General features: G+C 37.6%; 17 protein-coding genes and 1 pseudogene. 15 read left to right on the top strand and 3 right to left on the bottom strand.

Annotation, left to right across the window (positions count from 1 at the left end):
- Positions 1-2: 2 nt before the first annotated feature.
- The 3 genes and pseudogenes from ABLB96_RS11710 to ABLB96_RS11700 all read left to right on the top strand — a co-directional run bounded on the left by ABLB96_RS11710 (position 3) and on the right by ABLB96_RS11700 (position 2,558).
- A complete protein-coding gene (locus tag ABLB96_RS11710) occupies positions 3-1,667 on the top strand; it encodes an AMP-binding protein (protein ID WP_348897673.1) in 1,665 nt (554 codons plus the stop codon).
- A 21-nt stretch (positions 1,668-1,688) separates the two neighbouring features.
- Positions 1,689-2,306 (top strand): annotated as a pseudogene (locus ABLB96_RS11705) (isochorismatase family protein); the annotation flags it as partial.
- Complete coding sequence (locus ABLB96_RS11700) at positions 2,289-2,558, top strand: phosphopantetheine-binding protein (RefSeq protein ID WP_348897685.1); 270 nt, start codon at positions 2,289-2,291, stop codon at positions 2,556-2,558. The pseudogene ABLB96_RS11705 and the gene ABLB96_RS11700, both read left to right, overlap by 18 nt.
- Positions 2,559-2,602: 44 nt before the next feature.
- Here the strand turns inward: ABLB96_RS11700 and ABLB96_RS11695 are convergent, their stop codons facing one another.
- Positions 2,603-5,752: a multidrug efflux RND transporter permease subunit gene (locus ABLB96_RS11695; RefSeq protein ID WP_348897674.1), complete on the bottom strand. Its 3,150-nt coding sequence runs from the start codon at positions 5,750-5,752 to the stop codon at positions 2,603-2,605.
- Positions 5,753-5,969: 217 nt separating this feature from the next.
- Between ABLB96_RS11695 and ABLB96_RS11690 the strand changes: the two genes are divergently transcribed.
- Both ABLB96_RS11690 and ABLB96_RS11685 read left to right on the top strand, forming a co-directional pair.
- The gene (locus tag ABLB96_RS11690) at positions 5,970-7,931 is read left to right on the top strand and encodes a TonB-dependent receptor (protein WP_348897675.1); all 1,962 of its coding nucleotides are present in this window, start codon (positions 5,970-5,972) and stop codon (positions 7,929-7,931) included.
- Positions 7,932-8,071: 140 nt separating this feature from the next.
- The gene (locus ABLB96_RS11685) at positions 8,072-8,467 is read left to right on the top strand and encodes a transcriptional repressor (RefSeq protein ID WP_348897676.1); all 396 of its coding nucleotides are present in this window, start codon (positions 8,072-8,074) and stop codon (positions 8,465-8,467) included.
- A 70-nt stretch (positions 8,468-8,537) separates the two neighbouring features.
- On the opposite strand, the gene ABLB96_RS11680 is transcribed toward ABLB96_RS11685, so the two are convergent.
- Entirely contained in the window at positions 8,538-10,319 is a 1,782-nt protein-coding gene (locus ABLB96_RS11680) for a bifunctional metallophosphatase/5'-nucleotidase (protein ID WP_348897677.1), read from the bottom strand.
- 305 nt (positions 10,320-10,624) lie between these two features.
- Here ABLB96_RS11680 and ppk1 point away from each other — a divergent pair, with 305 nt between their 5' ends.
- From ppk1 to ABLB96_RS11630, 10 genes are all read left to right on the top strand, one after another.
- Positions 10,625-12,700, top strand: a complete 2,076-nt coding sequence (ppk1, locus tag ABLB96_RS11675) for a polyphosphate kinase 1 (RefSeq protein WP_348897679.1) — start codon at positions 10,625-10,627, stop codon at positions 12,698-12,700.
- Positions 12,701-12,924: 224 nt separating this feature from the next.
- Complete coding sequence (pqqA, locus tag ABLB96_RS11670) at positions 12,925-12,999, top strand: pyrroloquinoline quinone precursor peptide PqqA (protein WP_001982218.1); 75 nt, start codon at positions 12,925-12,927, stop codon at positions 12,997-12,999.
- A 75-nt stretch (positions 13,000-13,074) separates the two neighbouring features.
- Positions 13,075-13,986, top strand: a complete 912-nt coding sequence (gene pqqB / locus ABLB96_RS11665; RefSeq protein ID WP_348897680.1) for a pyrroloquinoline quinone biosynthesis protein PqqB — start codon at positions 13,075-13,077, stop codon at positions 13,984-13,986.
- A gap of 8 nt (positions 13,987-13,994) precedes the next feature.
- Positions 13,995-14,753, top strand: coding sequence for a pyrroloquinoline-quinone synthase PqqC (gene pqqC, locus ABLB96_RS11660; protein ID WP_348897681.1), 759 nt, complete (start codon positions 13,995-13,997; stop codon positions 14,751-14,753).
- Entirely contained in the window at positions 14,750-15,034 is a 285-nt protein-coding gene (gene pqqD, locus ABLB96_RS11655) for a pyrroloquinoline quinone biosynthesis peptide chaperone PqqD (protein ID WP_348897682.1), read from the top strand. Before pqqC ends, pqqD begins: the two co-directional genes overlap by 4 nt.
- Positions 15,031-16,185: a pyrroloquinoline quinone biosynthesis protein PqqE gene (gene pqqE / locus ABLB96_RS11650; protein WP_348897683.1), complete on the top strand. Its 1,155-nt coding sequence runs from the start codon at positions 15,031-15,033 to the stop codon at positions 16,183-16,185. Before pqqD ends, pqqE begins: the two co-directional genes overlap by 4 nt.
- Positions 16,186-16,201: 16 nt before the next feature.
- Positions 16,202-17,254 (top strand): dipeptidase, encoded by a 1,053-nt coding sequence (locus ABLB96_RS11645; protein WP_348897686.1) that lies wholly within the window; start codon positions 16,202-16,204, stop codon positions 17,252-17,254.
- A 577-nt stretch (positions 17,255-17,831) separates the two neighbouring features.
- The gene (locus tag ABLB96_RS11640; RefSeq protein ID WP_348897684.1) at positions 17,832-18,008 is read left to right on the top strand and encodes a hypothetical protein; all 177 of its coding nucleotides are present in this window, start codon (positions 17,832-17,834) and stop codon (positions 18,006-18,008) included.
- A gap of 253 nt (positions 18,009-18,261) precedes the next feature.
- On the top strand, positions 18,262-18,498 hold the full coding sequence (locus ABLB96_RS11635; protein ID WP_348897460.1) for a hypothetical protein: 237 nt from the start codon (positions 18,262-18,264) through the stop codon (positions 18,496-18,498).
- A 143-nt stretch (positions 18,499-18,641) separates the two neighbouring features.
- Positions 18,642-19,229: a uracil-DNA glycosylase family protein gene (locus ABLB96_RS11630; protein WP_348897462.1), complete on the top strand. Its 588-nt coding sequence runs from the start codon at positions 18,642-18,644 to the stop codon at positions 19,227-19,229.
- 9 nt (positions 19,230-19,238) lie between these two features.
- On the opposite strand, the gene ABLB96_RS11625 is transcribed toward ABLB96_RS11630, so the two are convergent.
- Positions 19,239-20,765 (bottom strand): phospholipase D family protein, encoded by a 1,527-nt coding sequence (locus tag ABLB96_RS11625; protein ID WP_348897542.1) that lies wholly within the window; start codon positions 20,763-20,765, stop codon positions 19,239-19,241.
- Between the last annotated feature and the right edge of the window lie 223 nt (positions 20,766-20,988).

The following is a 20,988-nucleotide window of genomic DNA, read 5'->3' as shown; positions in this document are numbered from 1 at the left end:
AGATGACAACAATGAATTATTTAGTGGGCGCTGTGCCATATCCAGCAGAATTTGCTGAGGCTTACCGTAAAAAGGGGTATTGGATTGGGCAAAACCTAAGTGATTTTTTACGGGAAAGTGCTCAAAACTACGCACAAAATATTGCGGTATACGATGGTGACAAAGCTGTTAGCTATAAAGAATTTGACCACTTGGTTGACTGCTGTGCAAGCCATTTATATCAATATGGCTTACGTGCGGGTGATAAAGCCGTCGTCCAAATGCCAAACCGCTATCAGTTTTATATTTTATTTTTCGCACTGATACGATTAGGTGCTTTACCAATCATGTCTTTGCCTGCCCATCGATATGCAGAACTCAGTAGCTTTTTTAAGCAGACGCAAGCAAAAGCTTATTTCTGTGCTGATTTTGGTGCCCAAAAATTTGATTACCGAGAGCTTGCCGAAAAGCTTCAGCAAACTGCATCTTGCTTAGAACATGTATTTGTACTTGGAGATGCAGGTAATTTTATTGCTATCGAAAATTTATTAAAAGAAACAAATATTTTGGCGGATGCAATCTCTCCGTCTACGGCGGATCAAGTGGCTTTTTTACAGCTTTCAGGAGGTAGTACCGGTGTTCCGAAACTCATTCCACGTACTCATGATGATTACCTCTACAGTGTGCGGGAGAGCGCGAAAATCTGCCAACTCAGTCAATCGTCACGCTTACTGATGGTTTTACCTGCGGCACATAACTTTTCAATGAGCTCGGCTGGTTCTTTAGGCATTTTTTATGCTGGTGGTGCGGTCGTTTTAGGAACTGACCCAAGCCCTGAAACTGTATTTCCACTGATTAAAAAACACGGTGTAACAGATGCTTGTTTGGTTCCTGCATTAGTCCGGCCTTGGATGGATAAAGCGGCCAAAGATCAAGACCCTATATTATCGACTTTACGTTGTTTGCAAGTAGGTGGAGCACGCTTACCCGATGCGGTTGCCATACGTTTAATTGATGAGTTTAAGGTCAATTTACAACAAGTCTTTGGAATGGCTGAAGGGCTTGTGAACTACACCCGTTTTGACATGACGAAAGAACAAATTATTCATACCCAAGGTTTAAAAATCTCGCCAGATGATGAAATTCTAGTTTTAGATGATAACGATCAACCCGTAGAAGCGGGGCAGATAGGTCATTTACTCACTCGCGGCCCATATACCATACGTGGTTATTATCAAGCACCTGAGCATAATGCACGTTCTTTTACACCGGATGGTTTTTATCGTACTGGCGATTTAGTTCGTATTTGTGACGATGGCTGCATTGTTGTCGAAGGACGCTCGAAAGAACAAATCAATCGCGCTGGTGAAAAAATTGCGACTGAAGAAGTAGAGCAAGCTTTATTAACTCATCCACAAATCCGCTTGGCAGCGCTGGTTGCCATGCCTGATGAAATGATGGGTGAAAAAAGCTGTGCCTTTGTTGCATGGCAATCACAAACTGATGATCCAAGCCCTGTTCGCCTTGCTATGTCAGTTCGTCAACATCTTAAAGACTATGGCCTTGCTACCTACAAAGTTCCCGATCGAGTGGAATTTATCGAGCAGTTTCCCTATACGGCCTTTGGAAAAATAGACAAAAAAAGATTACGTCAACAACTTGAAACTAACACCAATATTCTTGCTTAAAGATAAAAAAGGAAAAATTTGATGAGTATTCCCAAAATTACAAGTTACAGCATGCCTCAAGCCCATGAGTTTACACCCAATAAAACTCATTGGCAGTTGCATACCAATCGCGCCGTTTTATTAGTGCACGATATGCAGCAGTATTTTTTAGATTTTTATGATCAAACTCAAGCGCCTATTCCAGAGCTTATTAAAAACACCAAAGAACTGATTGAAACTGCACGTAAGTTTAATATTCCGGTGGTTTATACGGCACAGCCTGGTAATCAAACACCTGAACATCGCCAACTCTTAACTGATTTTTGGGGAACTGGTCTAAAAGATGATCCGTATATTACTCAAATTTTGCCGGAAATTACGCCTCAGAAAAATGATACCGTTTTAACAAAATGGCGTTATAGCGCATTTAAGTTTTCTCCGCTTGAACAACTCATGCGTGAATCTGGCCGCGATCAGCTCATTATTTGTGGTGTTTATGCCCATATTGGCTGCCTCATGAGTGCAGCAGAAGCATTTATGTTGAACATACAACCATTTTTATGTGGAGATGCACTCGCTGACTTTAGTCGTGAAGAACATGATATGGCTTTAAAATATGCAAGTACACGTTGTGCACAAGTCATGACCACCCAGCAAGTGACTCGTGCTTGGGAACTTGAACAAGCAGCCTCGCCATTAACCCAAGAAGGGATAGTTCAAGCGGTAAGTGAACAACTACAAATTCCTGCTTCAGACATTCAGTTAAATGATGATTTACTTATGCTTGGGCTTGATTCAGTTCGCTTAATGACCTTGGTAGGTAAATGGCAAGCTTATGGTGCTCAGGTAAGCTTTGAAGATTTAGCAGAACAACCTACTTTAGAAGTATGGATTGAGAAACTAGTCGCTTAAAGCTAAATCATAAAAAAGCAGATCAATGATCTGCTTTTTTTGTTTTATAAAGATGGATGATCCTTTTTATATTTTCCCATACGACTAAACCAAACTTTGCCAACCGACCATTGCATAGTCGGTAAACTATGCACCAACACAAAGAAAAACACCGTAAATACAGGGACCAGTACAGTTCCTATAATCACACTACCAAATATACTCATCCCAATTTCATGTCGACTCACTGCACCAGCACCTGTAGCAACGACAAGGGGAATCACACCAGCTCCAAAAGCCAGCGATGTCATTAAAATGGGACGTAAACGTAGAGCTAAAGCCTCACATGCAGCTGTTATATAATCTTTATCTTGTTTTATAGCTTTAGTTGCGAACTCCACAATTAAAATTGCATTTTTACAAGACAAACCTATACCTGTCAGTAACGCGATTTGAAAATACACATCGTTTGGCAACTTAAAAAGTTGAGCAAATATAATAGTTCCCGTAATTCCTAGCGGAAGTCCGAGCAAAATAATAAGAGGCACTTTCCAGCTTTCATATAAAGCAGCTAAACATAAGAAAATAAATAAAATAGAAATAATATATAAAAATAAGGCTTGCTGGCTCGATTGCTGCTCTTGTAATGAGAGGCCACTCCATGCGACATCTACACCAGATTGTTTACTCACCATATCACTTAACTGTTGCATTGCTTGACCTGAGCTAAAGCCAGAGCTTACATTGGCTTCAAGCTGTATGGCCGCAAGTCCCATAAATCGGGTGAGTGTTTCTGGGCCACCTGTCCACTGACTTTGACCAAAGTGAGCAAGTGAAAGCATTCCACCTGTATTGTTTCGCACATGCCAATAAGCCAAATCTTCAGGTTTAGAGCGAAATTCAGCATCACCTTGCATAATAATTCGTTTAATTTTGCCTCTTTCGACAAAATCTCCCACATAGTTTCCGCCCCAAGCAGTCGATAAAGTTGAACGAATCGCTTGTTGATCAATCCCTAATATCTTGGCTTTATTCTGGTCGAGTTGAATAAAAACTTCAGCCTTATTTTCATCTACAAGCGGACTTAGATTTTCAAATGCAGGGTAATTGTGAGATTCTTTTTCTAAGTCTTTATATTGTTTAATGAGTTCATCGCGTCCTTGACCATTTACATCTCTGAGCCAAAGTTCTAAGGCATCAGATTGACCTAAACCTGAAACACTTGCTGGCATACCCACCATGACTTTAGCGGGTAAGTTTTTTTGCAAGTAACTTTGGGCACGCTCCCGTATGGCACTTGCGGTATTGGATTCACCTTTACGTTCATTCCAATGTTTTAATGAAACAAATGCCATGCCTAAGTTTGGACCACTACCAGAAAAGTTTTGCCCATTGACAACAAGTACAGTATTGATATTTTTGGCTTCATGCTCGAAGAAATAATTATTAACCAGTTTACCTACTTCTTGTGTTTGGCTCATAGACGCACTGTTATGCAAACTATAAGGAACAGCAAGTAAACCTTGATCTTCATTTGGAATAAAGCTAGTGGGTAAACCACGATAAATAACGATTAAAACAGTAACCAAAGCCAAAACAATAAGACATGAAAGTGTTTTAAATTTGATTAAGCTTGTCGCTAAGTAACTAAAACCGACTTTAACTTTTTCAAGTAAAGCTTCAAGCTTCTGTCCCCATTTAGGTTTTTGAGTTTGTTTTTTTAATAAAACAGCGCACAAAGCAGGCGTAATAAACATGGCTACTAATAAAGATAGCAACATTGCGGCCGCTAAAGTGATTGAAAACTGACGGTAAATCATACCCGTTGAGCCAGTAAAAAAAGCCATCGGAATAAATACGGCGGTTAATACCAAGGTAATTCCGATTAATGCACCACTAATTTCCTGCATGGATGCCGAACATGCTTCCCGAACATTTAATTGTTGTTCATGCATAAGCCGTTCAACATTTTCAACCACAACAATTGTGTCATCGACCAACAGTCCAATTGCTAGAACCAGTGCAAACAGGGTGAGGGTGTTAATGCTCATACCAGTCAAATACAACACAACAAAGGTACCGCAAATCACAATAGGTACAGTCATGGTAGGAATGAGCGTGGCGCGCCAATTTTGTAAAAAGAGATACATGACAATGACGACCAATACTACCGCTTCAAGTAAAGTGATAATGACTTGTTTAATAGACTCTTCAATAAACGGCGTATTGTCTCGTGGATAAACAATTTTATATCCAGCAGGTAGATGCTGCTTGAGCTGTTCAATTTTTGCTTTAATTAAAGCCGAGGTTTCAATTGCGTTCGCATCGGGACTCAGTGAAATACCTAAACCAGCGGAAGGGTAGCCATTGAGCGTATTAATACTTTCATAGTTTTCGGCACCTAACTCGACTCTCGCAACATCTTTTAAATATACTAAACTACCGTCTACATTGGCTTTAACCACAACCGATTTAAAATCATCGACTGTTTTTAAGCGTGAGCCCGCTGTGACTTTGGCATAAATATTCTGATCAGAAGCGGAAGGCATTGCACCAAGGGAACCCGCAGCAATTTGAGTATTGTAATCTTCAAGTGCCTGTTCAATATCGCTCGGCATAAGTTGATAATTTCTAAGCTGATTTGGATTTAACCAAATACGCATAGCATAACTTGAACCAAATACATCAACTTCACCAATCCCTTGTAGTTGAGAGAGAGGCTGTTCAAAGTGATTGACCATATAGTCCGATAAGTCGATATTACTGGCTTTACCAGTCTCATCGTATAACCCCACGATCAACAGCAAATCACCCGTGGTTTTCCAAATATTTACCCCTTGACGTTGCACTTGCTCGGGTAAGCGATTTAATGCGCTGTTAATGCGATTTTGTACTTGCAATTGTGCTTTATCGATATCTGTGCCAATTTTAAAATGAATATCAATACTACCTGTTCCCGAAGATTCACTGTTTGAAGTGAAATAAAGTAAGTTATCTAATCCTTTAATTTGCTGTTCTAAAATCTGAGTTACGCTTTCTTCAACTGTTTCGGCCGAAGCGCCACGGTAGTTAGCAACCACTCTAACACTTGGAGGAGCAAGGTTTGGATAACGCTCAACTAGCATTGCCCGAATAGAGAAAAAACCAAAAATAAGAATAGTAATGGCAATGACAGATACAAAAATAGGGTGATAAATAAAAAATCGAGAGAGCATTGTTATGTCTACTTTAAGCTTGTTTTCAATAGGTTTTTAGGCACACCAATCTGCAATACTATCTTTTTTAATTCAAACAAACAATAATGATTATCATTATATAAATAATAATTACTTTTATCTTGAACAATAAAAGTCATGAGGCTATCATGCTCGGCACATCATAAATGATAACAATTATCATATGGTAATCGTTATAAAATATAAGGATCGAGAAATGACGTTAACGAAAAAGGCGTTGGTGGTCGCCCTCTCAACACTGCTTCCATTCGCAGTCCAAGCAAATACAGATATTGACCAACACAGCAAAAATGAACCTGTTCAAAAACTTAAAACTATTGTGGTTTCTGCTGCTTTAAAAGAACAAGATGTAGATAAAGCACCTGCATCTATTAGTGTGATCACGAGTGAAGATATTGAACGTAGTGCAGCGCTGAGCCTCGCTGACGTTTTACAAAAACAAGCAGGGGTTTATAACTATAACAGCGGGCAAGATAAAATCGTTATAAGGGGAATGCTGAATACTTCGGGGAACTACACCTTAATTCTGCTAAATGGTAAGCGCATGTCGTCTAATGGGGCCATGTGGCGAGGCAATGACTTTGACTGGAGTGCAATTCCTTTAAATAGCATTGAGCGTGTTGAAGTGATTCGTGGCCCAATGTCATCACTCTATGGCGCAGATGCGATGGGTGGTGTCATTAACATCATTACAAAAAAAGCAGAAGACGGACAGCTACACGGTTCTATTTTTGGGCAATATAATCGGGCAGACCGTGGCAATGGTAAAGACCAATACCGTTATGGCTTTAACCTGTATGGTGGTTTAACTGATAGTTTAAGTTTTACTCTAGCAGGTGACGCCTATAACCGCGATGCATGGTATAGAAAAGGTAAACCAGATGCGGACGGCGCATATTTTGTAGAAAAAGATACTAAAAATATAAACGGTACTTTAAGCTGGAATATTAATGATCAGCAAACTTTAGACTTAGATTTGGGTTATAACAACGATAAACGCCCGCTTACGCAAGACGCACCAACATCTATTCAAGAATCAGAAATGAAACGTACCAATGTAGGTATTGCTCACCGTGGTAAATGGGCTTGGGGTAAAACAGAAGCTTATATTGGTAAAGAAACCGCCAAAATTTATGACTATGACAGTGAATACGATGCCCCTCAAAGCCGTCACTATAAACAAGAAAATTTAATTGGTCGTGCTTTTGCCAACTTTGACTGGCTCATGAATAACACAACTGCTGGTTTTGATTATAAAGACCAGAAAATTACAGACGTTGTCAGTTATATCGGTACTGGAAAAAACCAGCAAAAGAGCTACGGTATTTTTGTTCAAAACGATACCCATATTAATGATGCACTCACCCTAACATTAGGGGGGCGTTATGACGATTTTGATGATTTTGATGGTAAAACGACTGGCAAAGCCTACTTGGCCTATGAACTTGCTCAAGGAGTCATCCTTAAAGGTGGTGTAGGACAAGCTTATAAAGTTCCAGCGCCTGCTCAGCTAGACATTAATTATTCAATGATCTCATGTGGTGGTAGCTGCCATATTCGAGGTAATCCAGATTTAGCACCCGAAGAAAGCACAAATTATGAAGCATCATTAATTGTGACACGTCCAAACTGGAATGCAGGTGTTACGGTTTTCCAAAATGACGTGAAGAACTTAATTGAAGCCATTACCTTAAGTGATGGCGATCCACGTTTAGTGGGTGATTTTAGAAAAATCTGGACCAATGTAAGCCGTGCAGAACTTAAAGGGGTTGAGCTTACAGGTGGCTATGATTTCACTGACAATTTAGGTGTTAAAGCAAATGCAACATACTTAGATGCAAAAAACAAAACCACAGGTAAAGACTTAACAGAACGACCAGAATGGCTTGCCAATGGTTCTATTTCTTGGGTACCCGTTCAAGACTTTCGTGTAAATGCGGGCGTAAGTTATGTGGGCAAACAAATGTACTCTGCAACCAAAGAGTTGCCAGCGTATACCACCTATGACCTTACGTTTACCTCGCCAATTTCGCCACGTTTAACACTGGACTATGGTGTAAAAAACCTGACCGATGTTGATTTGGAAGATAAGAACAAAACCTTTAATACCAAACTCTATGGACGTAACTATTTTGTAAAAGCGACTTATAGTTTCTAAGCGAAAACACAGCTCAAAGCTTATTCATAGGGGAATAGGTTTTGAGCTTTTCAATGTATAAATACCCATAATTTTCAAGTAAATATAGACAAAATAATTTTAAAAATTTCTATATTTCTAAACATTAAGGTTAATTCAATATGACATCAAAATCATTACTAAATGGACTACCGATAAAAAAATCGAGAATACAAGTTTTTGAAATTTTAAATCAGAACCCACAAGGTTTAAGTGCAGTCAGTATTTATGCACAAATTAAAAATGAACATAAAATAACGCTCGGAACTATTTACCGAATTTTATCTGAGTTTGAAAATCGTAAACTTATCAAAAGAGTATTCTTAGGAAAAAGTAAAAGTATTTATAAAATTAGAAAAGATAAAATGAGCTGTAATCTGATTTGTCTTAAAACAGCAGAAACCTCAAGCTTTGAAAATGCAAAAGTCAAAGAATTACTCCATGAAGCTATGGATATTATTTTTGCAAATACTGGAGTCAATATCAGCAGTGTTGAGCTCAATCTCTATACTGAATAAAGGCTCTTTTAGCTTTTCATATAAAAATAAAGGACAGCTTCATACTGTCCTTTATGCATCATTAAATGAATTATTTGATGACTTTAATTCGAGTCGTAGCTGGAATAATTAACGGAGAGTTCTTAGCAACATAACTCTCAAAGGCATCAATATCTTGACCGCCACCGACACGGTTCTGACCATCTTTCAATACAGTAAAGTTGTCACCACCATCTGCCAAGAAGCTATTAACTGTTACACGGTATACCTTCGTGTCAACCAATGCTGAACCTGCAACCATAATATTGCTTGCTCGTGGTGAAACAGCTGTATTTGCTGAATATTGATAACTCAATTCTTTAGAAGGCTGTAAAATTTTAGGCGAGTTTGCATTTGCACCAGACCATTGTTGTTCAAGCACATCTCGAATTTGTTTACCGGTTAAGCTGACCGTCACAATCGAATTACCAAAAGGCTGGACTGCAAAAATATCACCAAAGGTAATCTGATTGCTGCTATTAATCAGTAAATCAGCACGTACACCACCTGGGTTCATAAGTGTAAAGTCCGAACCTTGGTCGCTTGCTTTGAGAGCAGAGGCTTGCTGTGCATCGGCAATCATATCACCGAGAGGGCTTTCACCACTTTCGACTTGAGTACGGCTCACAACGGCAGTAGAAGTACCCACAATACGTCCAGAAATAGTGGTTACCGCTTGGCGATATTTATCTAAAATTGCTTCAATACTTGGTGTCTTACTAAATTTTTGATAAAGATCTGTAAGGCTTACAGTGGTTGTACCTGAAGTATAGGCCTCACTTTGAATCGGAATTTGTTTAGCATCTTTTTTAATGATGTCGCCAGTCTTACCATCTAGCTCAATCTTAATATCAGTAATCAGCGTGCCATATTGGCCAGCTGAAGTAAGCAAGAATGGTTTAGCCGGGTTTTTGGTTGCATAGTCACAAATATATGATTGATGAGTATGCCCTGAAACAACAATATCAACTGCTGGATTTAAGCGGTCTAAAATACCTAAAATAGGTCCGCTTAAACCGTCACATGTTTTTTCATTGAGCTTAGTACTTGGTGCTGCACCTTCGTGTATGACCACCACAAATGCCTGAATTCCTTGCTTCTGCAATTCAGGAATGAGGGCGTTTACTGTATCTGCCTCATCACGAAACTCAACGTCTTTAATACCAGCTGCAGAAACAATACTCGGGGTTGCTTTAAGCGTTAAACCAATAAATGCAACTGGAATCCCGCCGTAAGTTTTGACTTTATAAGCTGGAAAAATCGTTTTGCTTGCATCGTTTTTCATTGCGACGTTTGCTGCAAGGAAATTAAATTTTGCGCCACCAAAATTTTTATTAATTTGACATGGAGGAGTGCTGGTATATTGCTGACAGCCACCATTTTGTAAACGGCGTAATTCATCTGTACCACGGTCAAACTCATGGTTACCAACCGCATTAAAGTCAATTTGAATATCATTCATGACATCAATGGTGGGTTCATCTAAAAATAGTGAAGAGGTTAGTGGTGATGCACTAATTAAGTCACCCGCAGAAACCACAGCATTATTTGGATTTTGAGCTTTAAGTTTCTTAATTGCATCAGCAAAGTAACTGACACCACCTACTGGAATTCGTACAGTTTTAGATGGGTCATTTGGGTTCGCTGCATCGACATAGCGCTTAGGGGGTTCTAAATTTCCATGAAAGTCATTAAAAGCTAAAATATCGACAGTCTGGTTACTTCTTGGCACAGATGTATTTGAATCACTGTCATTGTTATCATTACAACCGGCTAATAAAGCCATCGCCAGACATAAAGATGTTGTCTTAAATAATATATTTAAAGTCGTCATTTTTTATCAATTGGTGAATTAAGATGCATAAAAAATACGCATACTGTGTGAATATTTGATGAAAACTAAATCTTAACTAAAACAGATAATCTTTAAAAAATAAATGCTAAGATGATGGTATATAAATATGAACGTAAAGGAGTACATAAAGCATTGGCATAAAGGATATTTTTAAATTTTTCATAAAAAATTCATGAATTTGCAATAAAACAGTTACAAAATATACGGTGAATAAAATCGCTTTTAAATTATTAAATTAATCTTTTTTATTCATTTTAACTTTTTACTACGTATAAGAGTCAAGAATGACATCATTGCCTACTTTATCTAGCTCAAACCAGCATAATTTAGAAACATATATTAATAGAGAACTCTCTTTATTAGAGTTTCATAAGCGAGTGCTTGCTCAGGCCAAAGATATTGAACATCCATTACTTGAACGTTTAAATTTTTTAATTATTTTTTCGCGTAATCTTGATGAGTTTTTTGAAATTCGCGTGGCGAGTTTAATCCAAAAAATCAGCCTTATGAGTCAAGCCACTGGCCCAGAAGGTTTACCTTTAACTGAAGTACTTAAGCAAATTTCGAAAAATGCTCATGAAGCCGTTGAAGAACAATATAAAATATTAAACTATACGTTGTTGCCACAACTACAAGGCTATGGCGTTCATTTTATTCAGCACGGCGATATATTAGAAAAGCATAAAGACTGGATTAAAGAATACTTTTTTAAAGAAGTTCAACCAGTCGTGACGCCTATTAGTTTAGACCCAGCACATCCATTTCCAAGACTCGTCAATAAAAGCCTTAATTTTATAGTGACCCTAGAAGGTAAAGACGCTTTTGGACGCCAAATTGATTTAGCGATTGTGCCGGCACCACGTTCTTTACCAAGACTTGTTAAAATACCGGAATATATTTCTGGTGGCGCAGAACATTACATTTTGCTCTCGGCCATTATTCATCAGCACATTTCAGATTTATTTCCGGGTATGAAAGCCACAGGTTGTCATCAATTTCGCGTGACTCGAAATGCTGATTTAACTGTTTCTGAAGATGTTGAAGACTTAGCAGTCGCTTTAAAAGGTGAATTATCTTCACGCCGTTTTGGTCAAGCGGTTCGTTTGGAAGTTGCAAAAAAATGTCCTGAAGAAATTGCGAACTATTTATTGGAACAATTTGATTTAGATGCGGAACATCTTTATTACGTTGATGGGCCTGTCAATTTAGCGCGGTTTATTTCGAATTTTGATTTACCGGACTTGCGTTATAAACCTTATCAGCAAGTCTTACCCAAGCTTTTATACAGTAAAAAGCCAATTTTTGATGTGCTAAAAGCAGGCGATGTTTTACTTCATCATCCATTTGACTCGTTTGCACCTGTTATCAAGTTCCTACGTGAAGCTGCACAAGATCCAAATGTCTTGGCGATTAAACAGACGTTATATCGTAGTGGTGCTAACTCGGAAATTGTTCAACTTTTGGCAGAAGCTGCACGAAATGGAAAAGAAGTTACTGCGGTCATTGAGTTACGGGCACGTTTTGACGAAGAATCAAATATTGAAGTAGCCAACGTGCTGCAAGAAGCAGGTGCAGTGGTGGTTTATGGCATTGTTGGCTATAAAACCCATGCAAAAATGATTTTAGTGGTTCGCCGTGAACAAGATAAAATCAAAAGATATGTACACTTAGGTACAGGTAACTATCACGCAGTAAATGCCAAAATTTATACCGATTTTGGCCTACTGACCAGTGATGCTGAAATTTGTGAAGACGTACATAAGATTTTCCAAGAACTCACCGGTATGGGCAAAATGGCAAAGCTTAAAAAACTTTTTCATGCACCTTTTACCTTGCATTCACAGTTGCTTGAGCTTATTGAACAGGAAATTAAAAACAGTCTTGCCGGTAAGAAAGCTCATATCATTATTAAAGTAAATGCGCTCACTGAACCACAGCTTATTAGCGCGCTTTATAAAGCTTCACAAGCTGGTGTACAAATTGATCTAATCATTCGTTCAATTTGCTGTTTAAGACCACAGGTTGCAGGGTTATCAGATAATATTCGGGTACGTTCAATCGTTGGGCGCTATTTAGAACATACACGGGTTTATTATTTTTATAACGATGGCGATACCAAAGTGTTTTGTGCCAGTGCAGACTGGATGGAACGTAATTTGTTCTCACGTATCGAAACCTGTTTCCCGATCGAAAGTAAAAAATTAAAGAAACAAGTTATTGAAGATGGGCTAAACAATTACCTAAAAGATAATCGTCAAGCGTGGGAACTACACGCCGATGGAACTTGGGTGCAATATCAGCCTCAAGAGGGACAAGAGCTTTATATTGCGCAGCAACACTTAATGAATTTAGCCGTATAAAAATATCGGTCATAGCAGAATTTTTATCTGTTATGACCTTTTAATAGTCTTTGATTGATAAGAACTTATTAAAATTTGGACAAAAAACACAATTATCGAACAATATCTTGTGCCAAGCTTATCTACAAACGTGACTTTTTTATTTAGAATAAATTTTTAATTGCTTTATAAGATTTAATCAAGTGATTCATTTCGCAAGATTAATCCTGACTGGAGAAAAATTTATGCAATGGACAAAACCAGCTTTCACTGATTTACGTATTGGTTTTGAAGTAACAATGTACTTTGAAGCACGTTAATTATTTCTATTCAAATCTCTCATAAGCCCTAGTTTTGTTCTAGGGCTTATGTCTTTCTAATAAGATATTAATTTTATGTATATTTATATTTTAGGTTCAGCAGCTGGAGGCGGCTTCCCTCAGTGGAATTGTAATTGCCCAAATTGTCATGGTGTTCGTACAGGTACAATCAATGCCAAAGTACGCACTCAATCTTCAATTGCGATTTCAGAAAACGGCATAGACTGGATCTTATTAAACGCATCACCAGATATCCGTCAGCAATTATTTGACTTTAAAGCAGCTCAACCTGCGCGTAATTTACGTGACACGGGCATTACCAATGTTATTTTAATGGATAGCCAGCTTGACCATACCACTGGACTTTTGACTTTGCGCGAAGGCTGTCCAATGAATGTGTGGTGTACAGAAATGGTCTATCAAGACCTGACCACAGGTTTTCCTGTTTTTAATATGTTGAAGCATTGGAATGGTGGTCTTCAATATCACGAGATTAACCCTAAAAAAGCTTTTAAAATCGATAATTTTGAAAATTTAGAATTTTTACCTTTAATTATTCAAAGTGCTGCACCACCATATTCTCCACATCGCCATGATCCGCATGAAGGCGACAACATTGCCTTAATTATTAAAGATCATAAAACACAAAAACAGTTGTTTTATGCACCGGGGCTTGGAAAGATCGATGATCAAATCATGCAGATTATGCAAAGTTCTGATTGTGTCATGATTGATGGCACACTCTGGACAGATGATGAAATGCAACAAACGGGTGTAGGTAAAAAAACTGGCCGTGAAATGGGGCATTTATATATTAGTGGTGAAGGTGGCTCTCTATCTTATTTGAACCAACTCAACACACCGAAAAAAGTGCTGATTCATATTAACAATACAAATCCAATTTTAAATGAAGATTCTGCCCAATTTGCCGAACTGAAAGCAAATGGTGTAGAGGTTGCCTATGATGGCATGCAGATTGAACTCTAAGGTGCGCTATGACACAAACACCTGAAGCTTTAACAACCGAACAATTCAAACAAGCCATTATTGATAAAGGGCAGTATTACCATATCTATCATCCATTTCATGTAATGATGTATGAAGGTAAAGCCACCCAGCAACAAATTCAGGCTTGGGTTGCAAACCGCTATTATTATCAGATCAATATTCCGCTAAAAGACGCTGCGATTATGGCAAATTGCCCAGATCAGCGGGTTCGTCAAGAATGGATTCAACGCATGATTGATCAGGACGGTGAATATCCTGATGGTGGTGGTCGAGAGGCATGGCTACGCTTAGCAGAAGCTGTTGGCTTGAGTCGTGAACAAGTGATTTCAGAAGAGTTAGTTTTACCAAGTGTACGCTTTGCTGTAGATGCCTACGTAAATTTTGCACGCCGCGCACCATGGCGCGAAGCAGCAAGCAGCTCTTTAACAGAACTATTTGCACCCCAAATTCACCAATCCCGTCTTGAATCATGGCCACAACATTATCCTTGGATTGATGATAAGGGCTATGAATATTTCCGTTCACGTCTAAGTCAGGCGCGCCGTGACGTTGAACATGGTTTAACAATTACACTAGATTCATTTACCACGCATGAACAACAACAAAGAATGCTAGAAATATTACAGTTTAAACTGGATATTTTATGGAGCATTTTAGATGCCTTAACACTGGCATATGTACACAACGAAGCACCGTATCACAACGTAACTAAAGAACGGGTATGGCACAAAGGATTATTTAAATGAATAAAGAACAATTTGATATCAATCTCGTGCCGACATGGCGACAAGGTTACCGTTTTCAATTTGAACCTGCTCAAAATGGCTTTGTGATTTTATACCCTGAAGGCATGATCAAGTTAAATGAAAGTGCAGGGGCGATTGGGCAGTATATTGATGGGAAAAATAATGTTTCCGCAATTATTGCTCAGCTCAAGCAAAAGTTTGGCGATGTAGCTGAAATTGACAATGATGTTATTGATTATATGTTAGTTGCCCAGCAGCAGCACTGGATTGATTTTATATGACCCATGGTGTTGGTTTACCACTATGGCTATTAGCGGAGTTAACGTATCGTTGTCCGCTACAATGCCCCTATTGTTCAAACCCTTTAGATTATGCTCAGCACAAAAATGAGTTAACCACCCAAGAGTGGTTTGACGTTTTCGATCAAGCGCGTCAAATGGGTGCTGTACAACTTGGTTTCTCTGGTGGTGAACCTTTAGTACGTCAAGATTTAGAACAGCTTGTGGCCCATGCACACCAACAAGGGTTTTATACCAACCTGATTACCTCTGGTATGGGGCTTACCGAGCAGCGTATTTCCCATTTAAAGCAAGCAGGCCTAGACCATATTCAAATTAGCTTTCAGGCAAGTGACCCGGTCGTTAATGACGCTTTGGCAGGGTCGAAACATGCTTTTGAACAAAAATATGAAATGTGCCGACTTGTTAAGAAATACGATTATCCGATGGTTCTTAATTTTGTGATCCATCGGCACAATATTGACCAGATTGATAAAATTATAGAACTTTGCCTTGAACTTAATGCTGATACAGTTGAGTTAGCAATTTGTCAGTTCTATGGTTGGGCCTTTTTAAACCGTCAAGGTTTATTACCCACGCAAGAACAACTCATACGTGCTGAACGTATTACCAACGAATATCGTGAAAAGTTAAAAGCGCAAAATCATCCGTGTAAATTGATTTTTGTGGTACCCGATTATTATGAAGAAAGACCAAAAGCCTGTATGAATGGCTGGGGTAAAATTTTCTTTACAGTAGCGCCAGATGGTATGGCATTGCCTTGTCATGCCGCTAGACAACTACCAATTGCTTTTCCGAATGTTCGTGAGCAAAGGCTTTCAACAATTTGGTATGAATCTACAGGTTTTAACCACTTCCGCGGCGATGCATGGATGCCAGAAGGCTGCCGGAGTTGCCCAGATAAAGACCGTGACTTTGGCGGCTGCCGTTGCCAAGCCTATATGTTAACAGGTGACGCAAGTAATGCAGACCCTGTCTGCGGTAAATCACCTTATCATCAACTGATTGAACAGGCACGTACCGAGAGTGAATTCGATTCGGTTCTAGAAAAACTGGTGTTCCGTAATAGCCGAAACTCAAAACAATTTACGGCTCAACAAAACATTGCTGTACGAAATATTACAGATGAATAATTCTGAGTTAGTAGACATGAACGACAGCACAATCCCTGTTTTTGATGGCCATAATGACGCACTAACACGTTTATGGTTAAGCGATCATAGCAATCCTGCTCAAGCTTTTATTCAAGAGCGCTTAGCGGGGCATCTCGATTTAAAACGCTGTCAAGAAGCAGGTTTTGTTGGTGGAATGTTTGCTATTTTCTTGCCACCTTTTGCCTATGTTCAGCAGCAGCATCCTTATAAGCTTTTTGATCAAACTTCATCTGACTTCACACAACAGCAAATTGAACAAATCTGTTTAGAACAACTCGAAATCGCAAAACAACTTGTCGAGTATTCTAACGATATTCAAATTTGCACAACTGTTCAGGATATTCAGAACAGCATAGCAAAACATAAGTTAGCTATGGTACTGCATATGGAAGGTGCCGAAGCATTACAACGCAATCCAGATTTACTCGATGTATTTTATGAGGCAGGACTTCGTAGTATTGGGCCGCTATGGAACAGGCCAAGTCAATTTGGTCATGGTTTAAACGCAAAGTTCCCTCATTCACCTGATACGGGTGCAGGTCTTACACACGAGGGCAAAGCATTTATAAAGCGCTGTGCTGATAAAAAAATGGTAGTTGACGTTTCCCATATGAATGAACGCGCTTTTTGGGATACTGCTAACATTCTTCAACAGCCAATTGTCGCCACTCACTCGAATGTTCATACCTTATGCCCACAAGCTAGAAATTTGACAGATATTCAACTCATGGCAATTAGAGACTCTAAAGGCATAGTTGGAGTGAACTTTGATGTCGCATTCTTACGTAAAGATGGGCAGCGTGATGCAAACACACCTATTGATGTCATTTTAGAACATCTAGAATATTTAATAGATCAAATGGGGGAAGATCATGTTGGTTTGGGCTCTGACTTTGATGGAGCGCTGATTAGTCATGAAATTGAAGATGTAGGTGGGTTACAAACTCTTATTGAAAGAATGCAAAAGCGGCATTATCCAAACGTCCTTATAGAGAAAATTTGCTTTTCTAACTGGTTAACTGTGCTAAATCGTATTCTTGGTCAGTAATTTATAAACAAACATATTGAAAATAACGAATTATTTTAGGTTTTTTATTGGCCGAAATGACTAAAAAAAGTACAGTTGGTTTAATTGTTATTCATTCACTTTTTTAACTAAAATTAAAATACTAAATGTAAGAACATTTGGTATTTCAGGTCTTTAGTGGTTTTCACTTACGCCCATTTCTTTATGAGAAGTAGAAATGGGCGTTTTCTTTTGCTCAAATAAAAAATGAGAAATTCATCACAGGAATGACTAATTAATTGCAAATCATCGCTTTCCCATCTTGACTAAAAGTTCAGCATTAAATACATTGGAATTGTATTTAAAGATAAATAAAATTGCTTAAAGCAATTAATAATACTGCTTAATCCTGAAATACAGTAAAAAGCCTATTCTTTTATAGAATAGGCTTTTTGCTTTGTATCAAAATTTATATTTTAGATAGTTATACGCTTTAATTAACATAAAAATTAAATACATTACAAAAGCGGAGCAAATGATAGCCCATAAATAACAAAGAATGTGCTATTAATTTAAGTTGATTTCTCAAAAGTTTCTCCGTCAATCGAAGAGGTGCAATATGTTAAAGTCAATTTTAGTATTAGGAACAGGTATTGCGATTGGTATGTGTGTGTACAAGAAAAAGCAAAAAAACAGTAAAAGCTTTAGTACCGACAGTGATTCTGACTCATTGATTAGTAAGGATAATAATAAAATTAAAGATGATAGTTCGCTGGATAATGCTGTTCAGGTCTAAAGCTAAATAAAGAGGGGTTCATAACTGGCCCCTTTAAAATTTCATTTTAAATAAATTAACTTTTTCTAAAATAATTATTAGTTTGATAAGTAAATTTAAAAATGTTTAATTTAAATATTTATTTCACTATTCATTTAATTAAGCTACAAATATTTTTAAAACAAAAAAAACACTTCAAATGCTAAATTTTACATACTGTAGCAAAACACTCTTTATCATTTTTTACGTTAAGAATAAAAAAATGGAGATTAAAATGTCCAAGCGCCATATTTTAAAAGAAGTTAATGCAAAGAGTATGTGTGGTATGCAAATTGTCGTTGAGCAAATTTTTGAAAATGCCTTTGAGAAAAGTCTGGCTTCTTCTGAAACAGAGCAAAATTGGCTACCACTTTCCAAGATTGTCATTTCAGATAAAGTCATTAATTTAGATCAAGATAATACTTTCGCTCATCCTAGAACGGGGAAAGTCTTTAAAGTACTCAACTCTTAGTACTCCTAGAAATCATTGAGGCGAAACGATAAAAACGTTTCGCCTTCACACGTTTAATTAAAAGAATTTGCATTTCTTGACTCGTGATTAATTTAAAAATGCGTTAAGTTATTTATAAATTTTGAAGTAAATACCGATTTTTTATGATAATTGAGATAGAAACCCATCCACTACAACCATTTTTACCTGAAAATGCTCGTCTATTAATGCTAGGGAGTTTCCCACCACCACGTAATAAATGGAAAATGGACTTTTACTATCCAAATTTCCAAAACGATATGTGGAGAATTTTTGGCTTAATCTTCTTTCAAGATAAGACCCATTTTTTAACTGAAAATCAGAAAAATTTTAATGAAGAACTTATCCGAAACTTTTTAATTGAAACGGGAATTGCTATTTTTGATACGGCTTATCAAATTAAACGCCTAAAAGGTAATGCTTCTGACAAATTTCTTGAAATTGTCACTCCAACAGATTTGGCCGTTCTACTTCAGCAAATTCCGTTATGTCAGACCATTATGACTACCGGTGATAAAGCCACAGATACCTTAATCTCTGTTTTACCTGAAAATACGGAAAAACCGTCTATTGGAGCCTCTACATCGACTTATTTTGCTGAGCGTAATATCGACTTATATCGTTTACCATCTTCATCAAGAGCATATCCATTAGCACTCGAGAAGAAAGCAGATGCCTACCAAAGATTCTTTAAGGAAATAGGTTTCCTGTAATATTCATAATTACATCATCCACTCGATCGGCAAATAAGAAACAGCTTTGATCATTGTTCTTTGGAAACGACTCGTACCAGGGTCTTTATCATGTTCAACGATTTGTCCATTTGACTGATAATCCAGCCAAATAATTTGCCCTTGGCTATTGAGTTTAAGTTGATAGGCCACTTGCGGTAAATGTTGGTCTAACATAATTGAAATCTGGTCTTGTAATTGGTTAGATTCGATCACTAAGCCGACTTCAGTGTTTAAATAAGTAGAGCGGGGGTCAAAGTTAAATGATCCGATAAATACTTTGCCATCTACATCAAAAAATTTAGCATGCAAACTTGACTTATTTTTGCCTTTCGCAGGAATTACACTACCCGTTACGACTTCATACCATGTTCTACGGCGCCGTTCCAAAACAGGTTTAAACTCATAAAGCTCAATGCCATTTTTAAGCATTTCTACGCGATATTGACTATAAAAGGCATGAACAATTGCAACATCGTTCGCAGCAAATGAGTTTGTTAAAGCACGAATTTTAATCCCTTCAACTCTTAGTTGCTTTAGATAATAAGTACCTTGTTGGGTAGGTACAAAATAAGCAGAAACTAATTCTAAATGCTCTTTAGGTTTACCCATAATAGACATAACTTGCCCATAAAGCATTTCATTTTCAGTGGCTGTACCTAAAATTTTCTTTGGAGAGTCCGCAACAAAATGCGCTTTAGACCATTGAATAGGATTGTGCTCTAAAAGCTCTTTTAAGTAACTTTGAGCATCGTATAGCTTATCTTCAGTTAAGCTATGGTTTTCATGGTGCAATTGCTCATAATGTTCTCTCAAAGCCTTTAAATGATGCTCAGCACAAGTTCCAATAATGTCAGTCGCATTTACACTTAAGGTACTTTCCCAAAAATCATTAAATACAGCTTGAGCATGCCGTACCGCATCTCCGTAAAACAAGATATCCAAGTCTGTAAACTGAAACTTACTACTTGCTTCAAAGTATTCACTACTAATATTTCTACCGCCTGTTACTGCTATCGAGGCATCCGCAATAATGAGCTTGTTGTGCATGCGGTGATTCACTTTTTTGAAGCGAAAAAGATAGTCAAAAACACGTAAGTATCTAAATTTATAGGGATTAAATAATTTAATTTCAAAGTTGGAATGCTGTAAAAGACTTCTTAATATACCGTCTAGCTTTATGCCATTTTGATCATCAATTAATAAGCGGACTTTAATACCCCGATCTGCGGCCTTAAGCAGTTCATGCAAGATGAGGTTACCCACAAAATCATTGGTCCAAATATAATATTGTAGATCTATCGTTTCCTTGGCGTTTCTAATCAAATATATACGTGAAGCGATACTCATAAATGCATCATCAAGAGCTACAAAAGCTGTAAGGCCCTGACGCGTTTTTTCTTCTGCGGTAATGTCATTCAACCAATTATTTGTCTTTATCACTATATCTTTCTCATTAGGATCATATGTATCTGTATAAGAAGGTAAATCCGTAAAGCCCCAAGCGCTTAGGGCCATAGTACTATATTGGCGATATAATTGATGTAAACTAAGCATATATGATTTTAATCTTTTTTATTATTTATAAAATACAAACAGATATGAAGATAAATAGTTATGTTTAACCTTAATTTTCCCATCTATAGTTACACCGAAAGGTTATTTTTAACTATTTTTGACACAAGATTGTTAAAGTAAAAAGAAATCTCCACTAGAAAAATAAAGCATTCAAAACGATAAC

This window comes from Acinetobacter sp. XH1741, assembly GCF_041021895.1.
Lineage (GTDB): Bacteria > Pseudomonadota > Gammaproteobacteria > Pseudomonadales > Moraxellaceae > Acinetobacter.
Note: the sequence above shows the minus strand (reverse complement) of the source record. Positions and strands in the feature narration are given on the sequence as shown.